The sequence below is a fragment of the Gilliamella sp. B2785 genome (assembly GCF_026537005.1).
Classification (GTDB): domain Bacteria; phylum Pseudomonadota; class Gammaproteobacteria; order Enterobacterales; family Orbaceae; genus Gilliamella; species Gilliamella apicola_E.
The window spans coordinates 312,930-330,632 of record NZ_JAFNNC010000001.1 but is presented as its reverse complement, the minus strand read 5'-3'; the positions used below and the strand labels follow the sequence as shown (position 1 = coordinate 330,632).

Annotated in this window: 12 protein-coding genes and 1 riboswitch; of the genes, 9 read left to right on the top strand and 3 right to left on the bottom strand. The window is 37.9% G+C overall.

Annotation, left to right across the window (positions count from 1 at the left end):
- The first annotated feature begins 62 nt into the window (after positions 1-62).
- On the top strand, positions 63-1,478 hold the full coding sequence (locus tag J3U24_RS01490; protein ID WP_267337543.1) for an OprD family outer membrane porin: 1,416 nt from the start codon (positions 63-65) through the stop codon (positions 1,476-1,478).
- A 9-nt stretch (positions 1,479-1,487) separates the two neighbouring features.
- Positions 1,488-4,142, top strand: a complete 2,655-nt coding sequence (locus tag J3U24_RS01485; RefSeq protein ID WP_267337544.1) for a beta-N-acetylhexosaminidase — start codon at positions 1,488-1,490, stop codon at positions 4,140-4,142.
- Positions 4,143-4,219: 77 nt separating this feature from the next.
- On the opposite strand, the gene rraB is transcribed toward J3U24_RS01485, so the two are convergent.
- Positions 4,220-4,606 carry a ribonuclease E inhibitor RraB gene (gene rraB / locus J3U24_RS01480; RefSeq protein ID WP_065561915.1) on the bottom strand — a complete coding sequence of 129 codons (387 nt, stop codon included), beginning with the start codon at positions 4,604-4,606 and terminating at the stop codon, positions 4,220-4,222.
- Positions 4,607-4,634: 28 nt separating this feature from the next.
- On the opposite strand from rraB, the gene rnm reads away from it, so the two are divergent.
- The 4 genes from rnm (at position 4,635) to rluB (ending at position 7,831) form a co-directional block, all read left to right on the top strand.
- Positions 4,635-5,507 carry an RNase RNM gene (gene rnm, locus J3U24_RS01475; protein WP_218060026.1) on the top strand — a complete coding sequence of 291 codons (873 nt, stop codon included), beginning with the start codon at positions 4,635-4,637 and terminating at the stop codon, positions 5,505-5,507.
- Positions 5,508-5,573: 66 nt separating this feature from the next.
- Positions 5,574-6,194 carry an L-threonylcarbamoyladenylate synthase gene (locus tag J3U24_RS01470; protein WP_065561914.1) on the top strand — a complete coding sequence of 207 codons (621 nt, stop codon included), beginning with the start codon at positions 5,574-5,576 and terminating at the stop codon, positions 6,192-6,194.
- A gap of 29 nt (positions 6,195-6,223) precedes the next feature.
- The gene (locus J3U24_RS01465; protein WP_267337546.1) at positions 6,224-6,928 is read left to right on the top strand and encodes a DUF3592 domain-containing protein; all 705 of its coding nucleotides are present in this window, start codon (positions 6,224-6,226) and stop codon (positions 6,926-6,928) included.
- Positions 6,929-6,970: 42 nt separating this feature from the next.
- The gene (gene rluB / locus J3U24_RS01460; protein WP_267330904.1) at positions 6,971-7,831 is read left to right on the top strand and encodes a 23S rRNA pseudouridine(2605) synthase RluB; all 861 of its coding nucleotides are present in this window, start codon (positions 6,971-6,973) and stop codon (positions 7,829-7,831) included.
- A gap of 288 nt (positions 7,832-8,119) precedes the next feature.
- On the opposite strand, the gene J3U24_RS01455 is transcribed toward rluB, so the two are convergent.
- Positions 8,120-9,136: an amidohydrolase family protein gene (locus tag J3U24_RS01455; RefSeq protein WP_065734544.1), complete on the bottom strand. Its 1,017-nt coding sequence runs from the start codon at positions 9,134-9,136 to the stop codon at positions 8,120-8,122.
- Positions 9,137-10,424: 1,288 nt separating this feature from the next.
- Here J3U24_RS01455 and J3U24_RS01450 point away from each other — a divergent pair.
- Together J3U24_RS01450 and J3U24_RS01445 are read left to right on the top strand one after the other, a co-directional pair.
- Positions 10,425-11,753, top strand: a complete 1,329-nt coding sequence (locus J3U24_RS01450) for a hypothetical protein (protein WP_267337547.1) — start codon at positions 10,425-10,427, stop codon at positions 11,751-11,753.
- A gap of 840 nt (positions 11,754-12,593) precedes the next feature.
- A complete protein-coding gene (locus tag J3U24_RS01445; protein ID WP_267337548.1) occupies positions 12,594-13,898 on the top strand; it encodes a hypothetical protein in 1,305 nt (434 codons plus the stop codon).
- Positions 13,899-14,301: 403 nt separating this feature from the next.
- Here the strand turns inward: J3U24_RS01445 and argS are convergent, their stop codons facing one another.
- Entirely contained in the window at positions 14,302-16,035 is a 1,734-nt protein-coding gene (gene argS, locus J3U24_RS01440; RefSeq protein WP_065734541.1) for an arginine--tRNA ligase, read from the bottom strand.
- A gap of 516 nt (positions 16,036-16,551) precedes the next feature.
- Positions 16,552-16,660: riboswitch (TPP riboswitch) on the top strand.
- Positions 16,661-16,700: 40 nt separating this feature from the next.
- Between argS and thiB the strand changes: the two genes are divergently transcribed.
- Positions 16,701-17,699: a thiamine ABC transporter substrate binding subunit gene (thiB, locus tag J3U24_RS01435; RefSeq protein WP_267337549.1), complete on the top strand. Its 999-nt coding sequence runs from the start codon at positions 16,701-16,703 to the stop codon at positions 17,697-17,699.
- The last annotated feature ends 4 nt before the right edge of the window (positions 17,700-17,703 follow it).

The following is a 17,703-nucleotide window of genomic DNA, read 5'->3' as shown; positions in this document are numbered from 1 at the left end:
TGGCTTATAACATCCGATTAAGGAAATTTAACGGTCAGTTATATAATTATGGGAATGAAATTATGAGTCTGGATAATGCACTTGATTTACCCTATCGTTTTAATCATTTTACTAAACTTTTTTTATCGATAACCATTTTAACCAGTATATGCCCCGCACAAGCTCAGTATGCTAGTGAATTTATTGATGATGCATCATTAACCGGTAACGTATTTTTTTGGAATCGTGATCGAGAAAGAAAAAATATTGAAGAACATAAATATGAAAAAAACCTCAGGCACTCATCATTCAACACAAATTTAGATTTTAGATCAGGCTATATTGCTGATCACCTTGGTATTGAACTGGGCGGATATGGTGCATGGGAAGTCAGTAACGGTGGCAATGGTCATCCTAATGAAATTGGTTTTAGTGGCGCCCGCACCCGCTGGGATGAGGATTGGAAAAAAGATGTCAGTGGTGTGAGTTTTTATAAAGCACAAGTCAATTTTAAACAAGATGAACGGTTTTGGCTAAAAGCCGGTTTTATTCAGCCATCTGGTCAAACACTATTAGCCCCTCACTGGAGTTTATTACCGGGTACTTATCGAGGTTTTGAATTAGGCACAACGCTCGATTTTGATCAAGCTGGTGCCTTATCGATGTCTTATATGTGGACAGATAAATATAAAGCGCCATGGTACAAACGCCTTTATGAATTTAAACAATGGGGAAAAGGGAAGAAGATTGATTATCTACACTCAGCCGGTTTGAAATATGACTTTAAAAATGATTTAGTGTTAGAAACCGCCTTTGGTCAAGCCAAAAATTACATGAATCAATATTTTGGTAAAGCATCTTATAAAACAGATATGCTTGATAATCCGTTAACCATGAGTTATCAATTTTATGGCGCCAAAGACCAGTCTCATAAAGGGGATAAGGTCTATGACGGCTTAGCATGGTTACAAGCGGCAACATTAGCTTACCAAGTTGGACCAGTTGGTCTACGCCTTGAAGGGGTAGCAATTAAGGCTGAAGGTAAACAAGGCTTCTTTTTACAACGTATGACGCCAGATTATGCTTCATCTAATGGACGACTAGATGTTTGGTGGAACTCACGATCGGACTTTAATGCTAATGGTGAAAAAGCCCTATTTGCTGAAGTGACTTATGACTTAGGGAATCTATCAACGTATCTAACCGGTTGGAGAACGGGGGCATCTTATGCTTTTGGTTGGGATGCAAAACCAAATTCAATAGCAAAAAATCAAAAGAATCGCTTAGTTGAATCAGCTTACAATTTTGATTTAGGCTACACTATTCAAGACACTTGGGCTAAAGACACCTCTTTCCAATTACATTACACCAAATATAATAACCATGAAAATCATATCAACAGTTGGGGTGGTGGATATGGCAACATTTTCCAAGATGAACGAGATATCAAGTTTATTGTCACAATACCTTTCACTGTGTTTCAAGCAAAGCAAAAATAGGGAAATATTATGAAAAAATCTAAAATATTGTTTACTTCAATCGTTTCTCTGCTAAGTTTTGGAGTAGCTTCTTCGGCTTACGCCTCTCAGAAAATTGTTGATGAAATAAGTTCAAAGCTTAGTGTCAAATATACTATTGTTGATAATCAAGCTGGTGAACATGGTGTTGATTGTGCAATTTTAGGTGCTGATTGGGCATCTTGTTTCAAAGCTACAATCTCGTTAAACAATGATGGCGAAGCTATCAACGACAAAGATTGGGCAATCTATTTTAGTAGTATCAGAATGATATTGGCGGTTGACAATGATCAATTCAAAATCACTCATCTTACCGGTGATCTTCATAAAATAGAGCCAACTGAAAAATTTACCGGATTTCCGGCTAAAGCCAGCATAGATATACCTATTATCGGTGAGTATTGGCAGTTAAGCGAATCGGATGTTATCCCTCGCTGGTATGTAACATCCACCGACGCCACACCAAAAGTGATCAGTAATACTGAATTGGATGATTTTGTTTCCCTAACTGGTGAACAGTGGAAGCGCACGCCCGATGATCATAATATTTTAATGACGACGGTTAATCGATTTGAACGTAATGCCGATATTAAGCCACTTGATAAAAAGGCCATGCGCGGGCAAATTATTCCAACGCCGGTGAAACTTACCCTTGCTGAAAAAGATATACAGCTTGGTAAAAATGGCATTCATCTTCAATTAAAAGGACTTAATGACGCCAGCTTAGCCGTACTCAATCAACAATTTAACAATTTAAATATCCCATTAACGGATAAAGGTTATAAGATTGTAGCAAATATTGATGCGGCCAAATTTAAAAATGGCGTATCAGGTGCTTATCAACTGAATATTGGCGATAAGCAAGCGACTATAACTGCCTTTGATGAACGGGGAATTTTTTATGGTGTAGAATCGATCTTATCGTTGATTCCCGTTAACGAAAACCCAACCATTGCTATGCTAAAAGTCGAAGATTACCCACGCTTTGACTATCGGGGCATTATGTTAGACACCGGACGTAACTTTAAAACAAAGCAAGCGGTGTTAAGATTACTCGATCAAATGGCGAGTTATAAATTAAACAAATTCCATTTTCACCTAAGTGATGATGAAGGGTGGCGAATTGAGATCCCAGGTCTTCCGGAATTGACCGAGGTCGGTAGCAAGCGTTGTCATGATCTGAGCGAAAACAAATGCCTATTACCGCAATTAGGATCAGGACCTGATAGTGATAATTTAGGTAGTGGCTACTTTAGTCGTGATGATTACATTGAAATTGTCAAATATGCTAAAGATCGCTTTATTGAGGTGATCCCTGAAATTGATATGCCAGCACATGCCAGAGCGGCAATTGTGTCTATGGAAGCACGTTATCAACGCCTAATGCAAGAAGGTAAACAAGCAGAAGCTAATGAGTTTCGTTTAGTTGATCCAAGTGATGATTCAAATACCACAACGGTACAATTTTACGATCGAAAAAGTTACCTAAATCCTTGCTTAGATTCATCTAAACGCTTTGTCGATAAAGTGATCACTGAAATTGCCAAAATGCATAACCAAGCAGGACAACCACTGACTGTTTGGCACTTTGGCGGTGATGAAGCCAAAAATATTCGTCTTGGTCCAGGATATCAAGATATCCACGCAAAAGAGGCGGGTAAAGGCTTAATCGATCAGAGCATTGAAGATCTACCATGGGCAAAATCCCAAGCCTGCCAAACATTGGTTAAACAAGGCACCATCAAAGATATAAAACATCTACCGAGTTATTTTGCTATTGAAGCCAGTAAAATAGTTAAAAATCATGGCATCAATCACATGCAAGCATGGCAAGACGGCGTAAAATATGCCGAAAGTGCCAAAGACTTTGCTGTCGATAAAGTCACTGTTAACTTTTGGGACACACTTTACTGGGGAGGTTTTGATTCAGCGAGTGAATGGACCAACAAAGGTTATCAAATAGTGATATCGAATCCTGATTATGTTTATCTTGATTTTCCTTACGAAGTTAATACGTTAGAACCCGGTTATTATTGGGCTACTCGTTTTAATGATGAACGTAAAATATTTAGCTTCGCGCCGAATAACTTACCCCAAAATGCTGAAACATCCGTTGATCGTGATGGAAACCCATTCAATGCTAAAGGCACGTTAGATTGGTCTGGCAGTTACGGCTTATCAGCACAACTATGGAGCGAAATTGTTCGTACTGATAATCAGATGGAATATATGATATATCCAAGGTTAATAGCTGTCGCAGAACGAGCATGGCATCAAGCTGATTGGGAAATAGCTTACCAAAAAGATCGTGAATTTTCGAAAGGAACGACGCATTATGTCGATCAAAACCAATTACTTAAAGATTGGACATTATTTGCTAATTTAGTGGGACAACGCGAATTATCCAAACTTGATTTAGCCAAAATTGTTTATCGCTTACCAACACCGGGGGCGAAAATTGAAAATGGTAAACTCATTGCTAATATCGTCTATCCGGGATTAGCCATTGAATATTCAACTAATCAAGGCGAAAGTTGGCAGCGTTATAAAGGACCCGTTGCCATTAACAATGTTGAACATGTATTGGTTCGTAGTGTCTCTCCAAATCAGAAAAGAACCAGTAGGGCTGTAGGCTTAAAAATGTAAAATATAATTCTTATCCGCTATTTTAGCGGATAAGAATAAATCCCAAAAAGTTGAAGGGTGATTAAGAAGGGGATTAATTAGTGCAAAGTTTCCACATCTTCAGCATCATCATCACTGCCATCCTCGAAGTAGGTTCCCCAACCGTCATAATTAACCCCGAATTGGTTTGCCAATGTAATCACCTGAGCAATTTGATTATTGATTGACTCAGCATTTAACGGACTTTCAGCGATAATATCAAAACCAATAACAACATTGCCTTCATCATCAACATCCTCATCAGGATCTGTTGCTTCATAGCCTAATTTATAAGCTTCTACCGCCACTTTTTCGAGCTGATCGAAGTTTTGTGATGAGATATGGTGCTCAATAATATACATAGCATGTGGATCACTACCGTCTTCTAAAAGTTCCTGAATAATAGCAAGAGTGTCTTGCTGAGCAAGCTGAATTTGATCTTTCATAATATACCTTTTAGTGGTCGTGCAAATTGTGTGGTATATTACACGTTTAAAAATAATTTTCGAGAAAAAAGTGATTGTCGACTTACATTCGCACACAACTGCATCAGATGGCATCTTAACGCCAACTGAACTGGTTAAAAGAGCTGCAGATAATCAAATCAACATGCTAGCTATCACCGATCACGATACGATCAAAGGTTTGCCTGAAGCAAAAGAGACTATCGCGCGTGAAAACTTACCAGTAAAATTGATTCATGGTGTAGAGATATCGACGATATGGAAAAATAGCGAAATTCATATTGTTGGATTGAATGTCGATATTGAAAATTCGCAGTTGCTTGAATTGTTATTAGCCCAAGAAAAAGGCCGAATTGATCGAGCAATAAGCATTAGTGAAAAATTGGCTAAAGTCAATATTCACGACGCTTATCAACAAGCCCAACAATATTCGAAAGGCGATATCGTTTCTCGAGCCCATTTTGCTCGCTTTTTAGTGGCTAATGGTTATGTCAAAGATATGAAACGAGCATTTAAAAAATACCTAGGCAAAGGTGGTTATGCTTATGTTCCGGCCAATTGTTGCGGTATTGCTGATGCGATTAATGCCATTCATTCTGCTGGTGGACAAGCTGTATTAGCACACCCATCTCGTTATGATTTGACCCTAACTAAATTAAAATTATTAATTAGTGAATTTAAAACATTCGGCGGTGATGCGATTGAAGTTTCACAAAGCCGACAAACACAAGATGATTTACAAAAACTAGCCAAACTGGCTAATGAATTTGAGTTATTGGCTTCGCAAGGCTCTGATTTTCATGATTTGGTTAATTATCTTGATTTAGGTAAAACAACACCATTGCCGGGTAGCGTAACACCTATATGGCATGATTGGGTATAAATTAAACCGTGATGAAAAACCCCGTTCCTCACATTTTTTAACCAGCAATCAACAAAGAAGAATATTATGAGCCAAACATTTTATATTCACCCAGATAATCCACAAACAAGATTATTAGATCAAGTTGTCAAAATATTAAATGACGGCGGTGTAATAGCATTTCCGACTGATTCCGGTTATTCGCTAGGTTGTTTGCTTGATAACAAGTATGGTGTAGATCGCATTTGCCAAATTCGCAACCTTGATAAACACCATAACTTCACCTTAATGTGTCGTGATCTATCCGAACTCTCATCTTATGCGTTCGTTGATAACACCACTTTTCGGTTGCTAAAAAACAATACACCCGGAAAATACGTCTTCATCTTACCTGCAAGTAAAGAAGTGCCACGACGCTTAATGAACGAAAAACGCAAAACCATAGGACTTCGCATTCCCGATAATAAAATAGATTTAGCGCTTCTCGAATTACTTGGACAACCTTTAATGACCACCACGCTAATTTTACCTAACGAAAATGAAGCCCAGTCTGATCCTGAAGAGATAGAAGATAAAATCGGTCATCAACTTGATGCCATCGTTCATGGTGGCTATATCAGCGAACAACCAACCACAGTTATTGATCTAACTCACGATTATCCTGATATTATCCGAGAAGGAAGTGGTGATACTTCACCTTTTAAATAAAAAAGATTAAACATTATATAGGGAAAGAAATGAAGAAAATAATGGCACTTATTTTAATTATAAGTATTGGATTAATGTCATTGGTACTCTATCTATCGATAAAACAGATCAATTTTATCAACTCTTCACTAAGTACTACCGGCACCGTTATTGACTTTGAAGAGTCGTATTCAAAAGATTCTAATGGCAATCGATCCGTATCTTATTATCCTATCTTTCAATTTGTTGATACTCAGGAACAAGTCAGAAAGGTTAAATCAAATGTTGGTAGTAATCCTTCAGCTTATCAGAAAGGTGATGTGGTTGATATTATCTATGATCCGCAAAACGCTGATCATGCTAAAATTAACGATACTTTCTCAATGTGGCTTGGAGAAATAATTTTAGGCATACTCGCAAGCCTACTATTTTTAACAAGTGGTGGTTATTTTTATTTTAAATCTAAAAAAAATAAACTAAAACGTGCATTGCTAGCAAGTGGCCGACAAATTGAAGCCAAGATAAATTCGATTGAAAAAAATACCTCATTAACTGTCCGAGGTCGCTCTCCTTACATCATTTATAGCCAGTGGCAAGACAGAACAGCACCCGATGAGATTCATCTTTTTAAAAGTGAAAACATTTGGTTTGATCCAAAACCTTTCATTAATCAAGAGACAATAACCGTCTATATTGATGAAGCAAACCCAAAACGTTATTATGTCGATATTCGTTTTTTACCCAAGGTAAAATAAACCAACTTTAGATAAAGATACCTGTGAAGGTAGCGAGGCAAAATGAAAAAATTGAATTCTGAAAAATTACAAAAAGTATTAGCCAATTTAGGCAATGGTTCTCGTCGTGAGATTGAAGCCATGATCGTAGCTGGCAAAATTAGCGTTGACGGTAAAATAGCAACGCTAGGCGATCGCGTTGACGTCAATGCCAACCCTAAAATTCGCATCAACGGCCACTTAGTCCAGTTAAGAAGCAAAGAAAAAGAAGTCTGTCGCGTACTAGCTTACTATAAACCAGAAGGGGAGATCTGCTCTCGCCATGATCCGCAAGGTCGTGCAAACGTATTTGAACGATTACCACGAATAAAAAACGCACGCTGGATCAATATTGGTCGGCTTGATATTAATACCTCTGGATTATTACTCTTCACAACCGATGGCGAACTAGCCAACCGCCTTATGCACCCAAGGCATGAAATCGAACGGGAATATGCGGTACGAGTATTCGGCAATATTACCGACCAACAACTGAATCAACTTCGCAAAGGTGTACAGCTTGAAGATGGTCCAGCTGCATTTAACTCCATCAAACCACAAGGTGGGGATGGCTTAAATCAGTGGTTCAATGTGGTTATTACTGAAGGTCGCAACCGAGAAGTCCGTCGCATGTGGGAAGCCGTAGGTGTCCAAGTTAGCCGATTACTCCGAATTCGCTATGGTAATATCACCTTACCGAAAGGCTTATCTCGTGGCACATGGATGGAACTAGGCATAGATTCGGTTAATTACTTACGACAATTAGTAGGCTTACCAGAGGAAGTAAAAAGCTTTACCAGCAAATCAACCTCAGAAAAGCGCATTCCAAAACGGGTAAAACTCAATCCAAGAACGAATAAACGCGTAAGCAAAACTCGTATTTAAAGTGCGATTAACCCTTAAATAAAATATTATTTAAGGGTTAAAAAATCTTAACTTCTTTCATCAAGATGATCCCATTTTATCAATAGACCCATGAATTAAAACAATTATACGCATAATCTATCTTCAAATTTCTACAACTCTAATCAAAGCAGATTAAATAGTGAAAAGACGATACGTAAGTAAGCTAAAAATAAAAAAATAAAGAGAAATGAAAACTATCGTCTATAAACAAAAAAATCCCACAAAAAGTGAGATTTTATAAAAATTTAAAATCAGATTTCTAGGCAATTATTCAAGCCCTAAAACCATTCGCCCATTTTTGGTTGCAACATTCACCACATTATCTAAATCAGTATAACGACAACCCGTCACGAGTAATTTAAGCTCTTCCCACATATTACCGGTTGAAAAAGGTAACATATAATCACTCACATTATCCGTACCGATTGCAACAGGAATACCCGCAGCAGCCAGTTCATCCACAGGCGTTAAAGAATTACGAGTAGGGCCATGTTCTTCACGACGAGGGCTATCAATCCAAGCAAATGGACAAGCAATCACCATCATCTTTGCCTCTTTCATTTTTTGATAAAGTTTTTGGCGATATTCCAAACTATGCGCAGTAATCGAAATACTATGAATGGCGACCACCTTACCATGCATACCATGCTCAATAGTTTTGTCGGTAAGTTGCTCAGTTTCGATCTCATCTGATGAATTAAATTGATCAACATGCACATGTACCATTTTGCCTAATGATTTACCTGTTTGCATCAACACATCTAAATGGACAAGCCCCATACCTTCACCATGATCACGCTCATCACGACGAGGCAAGCCACCGATAATATCGACTAAATCAGCCCCTTTATCAAACCAATAACGCGCCTCTTTATCAATAACCCCTTTAAGCGTTTGGTTCACTAATTTAATGGTAATATCTTTTTTATACGTCTCACGCGCCCGCAGAGCACCTCGAATCGCCCGTTCCTCAGCAATCGGATCAATATCAACAAACGACCCCATTGCTGACACACCTTGCTCAATCATCCGCTCAACTGCCATGCTAAAATGGCGATAATAATCATCTTCGCTCATAGCGGCTTTTACTTTATCAAGCGTATCCCATTTCTCAATCAACGTCTGTTTTTGATAGACATCAAAACTATCAACCGTAATGGTAAAAGCACGGTCTGCGTGCATATGTGAATTAACCCAACCACCATTTTGCTTAATTTTATTCATCAAATATGCTTTTAAACTTTGATCTCGACTCGTTGATAACAGGGTTTTACTATCGGTCATAATGGGCCTCTACAATTGAGTTACTTTTAAAATTAATTGGACAAAAAAAATCCCCCAAAAAGGAGGATCAAACTACTTTACATTCATTATTGTTTAGGACTGCAAAATTACAATTTGTCATAAATAGTTAACTTTAATCTTGAATAAATTGCAGAGAATTCTAATCATTTGAATGATAAGATCAAGCACTTTAAATTAAAAAATATTTAAACAAATGAAATGGTTAAAGTATTATTTTTGAGATTTTAACCCAACCAAATCATCATAAAATAGTCTATAGTTTCTAAACAAATAACCCAAACTTAGCTAACTGATTATTTAATAATAATTAACGAGAGTCGAAAAAATGAGATTAACATCATCAATGTAAAAATAATTGAGGAGTCTATACCGTCACAATATTGTATTGACTGCAAATTTAATAATTTATCAGCACAAAACAATAAAAGGGTTAATTCCAAACTCAACACAGCGCGACCAAATTTAACGCCAATGTTTACTAATCAAGGTGATATTCAGAAAAATTAGTAAAATCTTTAGAAAATGCCAAGTCATAACAATAATAGACAATCATTAAACCCAGTGAATGCCTTCTACACAATATTCTTAATCCCAATAAATAATATCTAAAGACAGCATAAAAGCGTTGAAAACGTATAATCTTTTTAATAAAAAGTTGAGGAGTGGGGTTTTTGATCTTCTAAATTCCATTTCAAAATTATTTAATGATCAACGTCATTGATTTTAAACTCAAAGATAAAATCTTCAGGATCAATAATCACATTCTTAAAGATTTGTAATTGAAATATATTTAATTAAAACAACAATTAACCAAATATCATTTTGATCCTTTTTAGATCTTATTTACTAAAGTTAACGCAAATGAGCGAAAAAAAGTGTTGCATCGTGTTTTTCCAATCACTATACTTTTTACACGGTTTTAGTTACGAGGCTAAAACATAACTTAGAAGTGTAAAATTTTAAATAAATCAAAAAACTACTTGACAGGATTGTCGTACATGTTCTATAATTTTCAACAGGCAACAGGCAACAGGCAACTTGGCCAACCTATAATTTAAATTCGTCTAAGTTCAGCTCCCATCTTAAATTTTTTACTGACGTTTATTTTTCTGCGCAGTCAAGTGAAATTCTGCGAATTTTCGCGCGATTGCTTCCGCGATCCTCTTTTCGATCGTTTTCCGGATCCATTTTCAGATCCTTTTCGCGATCCTTTTTCGGATCCTGTTTTCGATCCTTTTCTAAATTATCCCGGCAGATTGTTTTTTTCGTGGTCTTTTTCCTTCCTTTTTCGGGTCACGCATTGACATCACAGACAACAGCAAATCAGATACAGGGCACTCCTCCTTATCTGACTTTCGACGGTGGTCGTACACGTGCTGTCGATACTAACGGTCTGCTTGGGATTACACTATCTGATGGTACGCAATATACGCCATCAACTAATTCTTCATCTTATTCAAGACCTATCGTCTTGCCGGTTGAGGGTCAGACTTTAGCTGATATTCGTATGTTCGTTCCTACTGATACAAATTCAGTCGATTTAAGTACACTTATCGGTCCACCTTATAATTATTGGGGGGATGATGATGGTGATAGTGACATAAATGCTACTGGTTCTTTAAGTTTATTGATCTTAGATAGATTTAATCAAGCTGTATCACGTAATTCCGTGTTAATGACTTGTAATTCTCCTTATAGTATTACGTTATCCAGTACTAACGGTACATTATACACACGTTATGGTGTTCCTAATCGTATTGATTTCAGTGCTCGTAATGCGTATTATCACGTAATTCCTAAGACTACGCCGGTGCTTTGTTTTGTAAGACCTGCTTCGTTTAGTGGTATAGATGGTCCTTCTTCGATGTGGAACCCTAGAGGTGGTTTTATCCCTCAGTCAACTGACCCATCACATTACGGTTTAAACTTTCCTACAACTGGCGCTAATGGACTGTACTTTGAATTAGATATTAGAGGTAGTCTTCAGCCATTGTCTTGGTCTTCGTCTCCAGTTTCTCAGGGTGGTATCACAGTCACAATGTCTAATCCTACTGCTACACGCGTTCGTGTTACTTTAACTGGTCCTTACGCTACCACATCCCAGCATAATTCAGACAATCCTGGTCGTGTTTCCACTCCATCTTTGCCTCAGACCTTTGAGTTGGTTGGTCGTGACCGTCAAGGTAATCCTGTCGTTAAATATGGTTTTACTTTGAAGCAGTGGTTTGTTCACCGTGGTGATAAGGCTGATACTTATCCTAATACTTTATCTTGGTGTAATAGTATTGGTTATCGAATGCCTCGCGTAAAGGATTTAACCAACGCTGTTCATACTTATCCTGGTGTAGTCGTACCTAGTGCCACCCCTTCCTCACCAGGAAATGAGTTTATGCGTCATATAGGTTCTGGCTTTTTCTCGGAGTGGGGCGTTATGTCTTACTATCGCGTTGGCTTCATCAGCCATTGGCACTGGACTAGTGACCCCTATGTCTATGGTAATGCCCAGGATACCAATTTTGTCGTGCAAACAAACTCCGGTCATGTGAATGGGTACTCCTATCCTTATCCCCACCCGGGGCTTTGTGCTTATCCTTAGTTCTTATTTCTTCGTCCTTAATCCATAATCCATAATCCTTAGGGCGGGGGTGGGAGTGATAAAAAATAGTATTAGGTGATTAAAAGTAAGCTACGAGTCAACGTCGTTTAGCCATAAAAAGCGATTTTGTGGCTAAGCGACGCTACAATTACCCGCCTAGGCGGGTTTATTTTTGCGGGTTTTTATCGTAAAAAAAGTTGAGGAGCGGGGTTTTTGAGGTTTTAAATTTCATTTAAAAAATTATTAAAATATCAAAATCACTAAATTTCTAATTCAAAGCCCTAAAATAAAATTTTTAAGGATCAATCGGCCTAATTTTAAAAATTTGTAATTGCAATATATTCAATTAAAATATCAGTTAACCAACTATAATCTAGATCATTTTTAGATCCTCTTTGCAAAAGTTAACATAATTGAGTGAAAAAAAGTGTTGCATCGTGTTTTTCCAATCACTATACTTTTTACACGGTTTTAGCTAATAGGCTAAAATTTGACAGAAAAGTATAAAATTGTAAATTAATCAAAAAATTACTTGACAGGACAGTCTAAAATGCATTATAATTTTCAACAGCCAACAGCCAACAGCCAACCTGCCAAACCTATCTTTTAAATTCGTCTAAGTCCAGCTACCAGCTTAAATTTTTTACTGAAACTTATTTTTCCACTCAATCAAGTGAAATTCTGCGAATTTTCGCGCGATCGCTTCCGCGATCCTCTTCTCGATCTTTTTTCCGATCGTTTTCCGGATCCTCTTTCAGATCCTGTTTTCGATCTTTTCCCAAATTATCCCGGCAGATTGTTTTTTCCGCGGCTTTTTTTCTTCCTTTCTCGGGTCACGCATTGACATCACAGACAACTAGGAATGCGATACAGGGTAGTGCACCTTATCTGACTTTCGACGGTGGTCGTACACGTGCAGTTGATACTAATGGTCTGCTTGGGATTACACTATCTAACGGAGCTAATTACACGCCTTCTAACAATTCATCATCTACAACCCCAATCGTCTTGCCGGTTGAGGGTCAGAGTTTTGCTGATATTCGTATGTTGGTTCCTACTGATACTGATTCAGTCGATTTAAGTACACTTATCGGTCCTCCTAATAACTATTGGGGAGATGATGATGGAGATTCTGGCGTTACTGTTATTGGTTCTTTAAGTTTATCTATCGTCGATAAAAACGGTCAAACGGTATCACGTAGTGCAGTGCCAGAGATTTGTAAGGCACCTTATAGTGTTAAGTTATCTAGTACTAACGGTACATTATCTACTCGTTACGGATTTCCTAATCGTAGTTCTTTCAATGCTAGTAATGTGACTTATTACGTCAATCCTAAGGCTGCGCCGGTGGTTTGTTTTGCCAGACCTAACTTAAGGTATGGTAAGCTTGGTGATTATACTCCTAACCCATCTTGGGATTTTGCTGGTCCTGCTTCGATGTGGGACCCTTATGATGGTTTTATCCCTCAGTCAACTGACCCATCACTTTACGGTAGAAACTTTCCTACAATTGGTGCTAACAAACTGTACTTTGATTTACTCATTGGTGGTGTTAATCAACCTTTGTCTTGGTCTCCTGTTTCTCGTGGACGTATCACAGCTACAATGACTAATTCTACTACTACAAGCGTACACGTTACTTTAACTGGTCCTTACGCTACCACATCCCAGCATAGTTCATCTAGTCCTGGCCCTGTTTCCACTCCTCCTCTGCCTCAGACATTCGAGCTGGTCGGTCGTGACAATAATGGTACTCCTGTCGTCAAATATGGTTTTACTTTGAAACAGTGGTTCGTCAATCGTGGTCGTAATCTTTACACTTATCCTAATACTTTATCTTGGTGTAATCGTATTGGTTATCGTCTTGTTAAGGTAAAGGATTTAACCAATGCAGTTCGTACAGAATCTCCTGCTATCTCTGGCGCCACTCCTTCCTCATCTGGTAATCATTACCAACGTAGAATTGGTTCAGGCTTTTTAACTGAGTGGGGGGATATAACCGGTTACTCTGGCGTTGACTTCGGCTACAATTGGTTCTGGACTAGTGACCGGAATCCTAATAGCCAGTCTGTCGTGAACATAATCGTTGGTAGTGCATCTTGGACCCAAGTTAACGACCACTACGTGCTTTGCACCTATCCTTAGTCCTTATTTCTTCGTCCTTAATCCTTAGGGCCGGGGTTGGGGGTGAGGAAAAAAGTATTAAGCAATTAAAAGCAAGCTACGAGCCAACATCGTTTAGCCATAAAAAGTGATTTTGTGGCTTAGCGATGTTTGAATTACCCGCGGGTTTATTTTTTTTATTACAAAAAAAGTTGAGGAGCGAGGTTTTTGGGGTTCTAAATCCTACTTTTTAATATTGTTTTATATGAATAATCCAGCTTTAAGCTGTGGTGTTTAGTTGTGTTTTTATATCAAAAAGTTGAGGATTTTTTGGGGATGAATTTGGTTTTATAAAACTTCCCTCAATTTTAAACGCTGAAATTTTTAAGATGTTTTTAAGTGGCGATATACCACCGATATTGAACAATATCGGTGGCTGGTTTTGTTACATTTTTTCAACCGTTTTAATACCAAGCATATCTAAACCGGTTTTAAGGGTTTTTGCCGTTAAAGATGCCAGTTTTAGACGGCTATGTTTCAAGTCTTCATTTTCGGCAGCCAAAATTGGGCAGTGCTCATAGAAGCTAGAAAATAGGGTGGCGATATCATACAAATAGGCGCACAGCACATGCGGTGTGCCTTCTACAGCAACGGTTGAAACGGTTTCATCAAATTGAATTAATCGAATTGCTAATGTTCGCTCTTTGTCCGTGCCTAAATTGATATTACCAGTTAAGCTATCTTCGTTGATATTTGATTTTCTAAACACCGACAGTACGCGTGTATAGGCATATTGTAGATATGGTGCAGTATTGCCTTCAAATGACAACATGTTATCCCAATCAAAAACATAATCGGTTGTACGATTTTTGGATAGGTCGGCATATTTCACTGCGCCAATCGCCACAGCATCAATCACTTTGGCAAGTTCTGTTGGAGAAAGATCGGGATTTTTACTTTTAATGAGTGCTTCTGCACGCTCTGTTGCTTCGTCAAGCAGGTCGTTTAATTTTACGGTATCACCTGAACGAGTTTTAAACGGCTTGCCGTCTTTACCTAACATCATACCAAACATGTGGTGTTCAAGTTTTAAGGATTCTGGTACATATTTCGCTTTATGCACGATATCCCAAACTTGTTCTAGATGTTGGTGTTGACGTGAATCGGTATAATATAAAATACGTTCAGCATGAAGTGTTTCGTAACGATATTTTACACAGGCAATGTCGGTTGTTGCATAAAGATAGCCACCATCACGTTTTTGGATAATAACGCCCATTGGTTCGCCTTCTTTATTTTTATATTCATCTAGAAATACGACGATGGCACCGTCACTTTCAACCGCTAATTTTTTCTGTTTTAGATCGGCAACAATGCCTGGTAGCATACTGTTATAGATGCTTTCGCCCATTGTATCTTCAACCGATAAGGTGACATTAAGGCGTTTATATGTGGCAATGTTTTGTGTCATGGTGATATCCACCAGTTTTCGCCACATTTCACGACAATATTGGTCACCACCTTGAAGTTTTACGACATAATTACGGGCTTTTTCGGCAAAGGCTTCGTCTTCGTCGTAATGTTTTTTTGCTGCGCGATAGAACGATTCTAAATCTGAAAGTTCCATGTCATTGGCATGTTCGTTTTCCATTTTTTCAAGATAGGCGATTAACATCCCAAATTGGGTTCCCCAATCTCCAACATGGTTGGCTCGGATAACATTATGACCAAGAAAGCTTAATACTCGGACACTAGCATCACCAATAATAGTTGAGCGTAAATGGCCGACGTGCATCTCTTTTGCTACGTTTGGTGCAGAGTAATCAACCACAATAGTTTGTGGTTTGGCTGGTAAAGTAATATTCAGTTTATCACTATTTAGCGCGACTTCGTTTTGTTCAGCAATCCAACTATCTTTTAAAAAGATATTAATAAAACCAGGACCGGCGATCTCGATTTTATCGGCAATATCATCAATATCAAGATGTTGTAAAACTTTTTCAGCTAATGCTCGTGGTGGCATTCCCAATTTTTTAGCGGTAGACATGATACCATTTGCTTGGTAATCACCAAATTGGGCTTTAGCTGATTGCTTGATTAAAGCGTCGCAGTTTTTATCAGCACCCGCCATAATCATTGCTTGAGAAACACGTTGTGTTAATAGTTGTTGAATATTCACACTGAACCTAATCGATTAAAATAAAATGCCCAATATAATACTGATAAATTGATAAATTGTCACTGTGGGATTAGTTAAGGACAAGTAAATAGCTGATTCTTTTATAAACAAAATTTTTTTATTTAGATGTAATTTATTAACTTAATTATAAAATAGATAAAAAAATAAAGAGAAAACAGGTGCCGAAATTTATTTAACTACCTGATTATCAATATCCTTTTGCTCTTTTCAACGTTGGTGTTTGCTCAAGGCCATCTGCAACAACTCAGATTCACAATTGACAAAATAGTATGATAATTATGGTGAAAATATCTTTTTGGATGAATATGCAAAACTCACTCCCCCCTTAAATAAGCAAGAAATCGATTTTCCGATTACAAATGGGGCTAAGCCGAAATTTTATAAAGCTATCAGTTTGATCAAGCGCAGTTACTCTCTTCCAAAATCATAGATAAGTTTGCAGGCAACCGTTGAAGGTAACTATTTACAATTATACCTTCACCCTCTAAACTAATGTCGTTCTCAACGGGGTGCCCTAGTGGGCTGAGAGTGTCAGATTGACTGACATAACTCGTCGAACCTGAACTGGATAATGCCAGCGGAGGGATTTGAGTTATTATATCTGCTCAAACCTTTTGTCTTTTACCTATTTCTTTGGAGGCAAAATGTTTTGTAAAAACTTTTTACTACCTGTTATTTTTCTATTTTCACTTTTTAACCCATTAGCCAATGCAGAACTGCCTACTTTGACGGTTTATAGCTATAATTCCTTTATGTCACAATGGGGACCCGGTGAGGCTATCAAAAAAGGGTTTGAAGCCCAATGCAATTGCCAACTTGAGGTTGTGACATTAGGTGATGGTGTGTCGGTTTTAAATCGTATTCGTCTTGAAGGCGATAAAACGAATGCGGATGTTATTTTAGGGTTAGATAACAACCTATTAGAGCAAGCCAAACAAGCGAATATTCTTATTCCTCATCAAATCGCTAAACCCGACAATCTCAACACCAATTGGTGGGATGATAGTTTTATGCCTTATGATTTTGGTTATTTTGCTTTTATCTACAATAATAACAAAGTCAAAAATCCACCTCATTCTTTACATGAATTGGTCGAAAATAAAGCCGGTTGGAAAATCATCTACCAAGATCCAAGAACCAGTACACCAGGACTCGGTTTACTATTTTGGGTAAAAAAAGTTTATGGTGATAAAGCAGCCGAAGCGTGGCAGCAAATCGCTAAAAACACGGTGACGGTCACCAAAGGTTGGAGCGAAGCTTATGGTATGTTTTTAAAAGGCGAAGCGGATTTTGTCCTTAGTTACAGTACATCGCCAGTGGCACATATCATTAATGAAAACGAGCATCACTACGAGGCAGCTATTTTTGATGAAGGGCACTATCGTCAAGTTGAAGTAGCCGGAATCATTAAATACAGTCAAGAAATTGACCTAGCGCGCCAATTTTTACGTTATTTGCTGACACCTGAAGTCCAACACCAATTTGCTGAGAAAAATGTGATGTATCCGATTATCAAAACGGATCTACCTAATGCCTTTGCGCAAATTAATTCGGTCAATAAATCGTTAGAATTTGAGCCAGCAGAGATTGAAAAACATCAAAAGGCTTGGATTCGAGAATGGCAATCGGCAATTAGTAAATAGATCC

What these genes read in the sequence shown, in the direction of transcription:
- J3U24_RS01490 (WP_267337543.1), top strand. Translation starts at nt 63, where the DNA reads ATGAGTCTGGATAATGCACTTGATTTACCCTATCGTTTTAATCATTTT.
- J3U24_RS01485 (WP_267337544.1), top strand. Translation starts at nt 1,488, where the DNA reads ATGAAAAAATCTAAAATATTGTTTACTTCAATCGTTTCTCTGCTAAGT.
- rraB (WP_065561915.1), bottom strand. Translation starts at nt 4,606, where the DNA reads ATGAAAGATCAAATTCAGCTTGCTCAGCAAGACACTCTTGCTATTATT.
- J3U24_RS01470 (WP_065561914.1), top strand. Translation starts at nt 5,574, where the DNA reads ATGAGCCAAACATTTTATATTCACCCAGATAATCCACAAACAAGATTA.
- J3U24_RS01465 (WP_267337546.1), top strand. Translation starts at nt 6,224, where the DNA reads ATGAAGAAAATAATGGCACTTATTTTAATTATAAGTATTGGATTAATG.
- rluB (WP_267330904.1), top strand. Translation starts at nt 6,971, where the DNA reads ATGAAAAAATTGAATTCTGAAAAATTACAAAAAGTATTAGCCAATTTA.
- J3U24_RS01455 (WP_065734544.1), bottom strand. Translation starts at nt 9,136, where the DNA reads ATGACCGATAGTAAAACCCTGTTATCAACGAGTCGAGATCAAAGTTTA.
- thiB (WP_267337549.1), top strand. Translation starts at nt 16,701, where the DNA reads ATGTTTTGTAAAAACTTTTTACTACCTGTTATTTTTCTATTTTCACTT.